At 52.7% G+C, this 810-nt stretch carries 1 protein-coding gene; it reads left to right on the forward strand.

Annotation, left to right across the window (positions count from 1 at the left end):
• Positions 1 to 11: 11 nt before the first annotated feature.
• A partial coding sequence (locus tag IY568_RS24425; RefSeq protein ID WP_194868973.1) for a SpvB/TcaC N-terminal domain-containing protein occupies positions 12 to 810 on the forward strand: 799 nt, incomplete at its 3' end.

Consider the following 810-nt stretch of genomic DNA (forward strand, 5'->3'; position numbering starts at 1 on the left):
AGTGAGCAAACATGTTTAAGTACAAAGGAACCCTGGCCCTGATGCTGGGGGCTTTTAGTGTGTCGGGACAGGCCAGCCCGGTCACCCCCAGCAGCGATGTCTGGGGAGACAGTAACGGCCACCTCTATTATCAACAGCCTGTTAAACAGGTCACCACGGCGGATGACGCCCCGGTCAGTATTCGTGTTCACAATGCCATGCCCTATGTGCGTGTGGTCGAAACGGCAAACGGATACAAACTGGAGTATCTGTCAAAGCAAGACTTTACGGCACTGCGCAACGAACTGGATGTGGTTGGTAAGCGTCTGCGCAGCGATTTTGACGGAGATGGTCAGCCTGACATTCTGATGCAGTCCGATCTTGGACATGAATTGCTCATTTCAAATGGCCAGGTACGCCCTTACCGTATCGGCATTGACCTGCGAGACATCGGTACGCGGATGCAGGTACGCGATGTAAACTATGATTTTCGTAGTGACTTTGTGAACCCATCTGCCGAGCTGGTGCATTATGCCCAGGCGACGGGGCTGAGTTCAGCCATCAACACCAATGATTATGTGGGCTCACTGCCGGCAGAGAGTAACGTATCACCCAGTGGTGAGTTTACTTATTCCATTCCCATCACCACGGGTGAATCAACGGGTGGACTGAAGCCATCTGTGTCGCTCAGCTATGCGTCTAACCCCAACAATGGTCATGTGGGTGTGGGATTTGCCATTGGCGGACTCAGTGCCATTACCCGCTGTGAGCAGAATATGGAAACCGACGGCAAGGCCGGTGCGGTTAACTTTGATAGCAATGACCGCTTTT

It is taken from the genome of Pseudoalteromonas sp. PPB1, assembly GCF_015356275.1.
In the GTDB taxonomy this organism is placed as follows: domain Bacteria; phylum Pseudomonadota; class Gammaproteobacteria; order Enterobacterales; family Alteromonadaceae; genus Pseudoalteromonas; species Pseudoalteromonas rubra_D.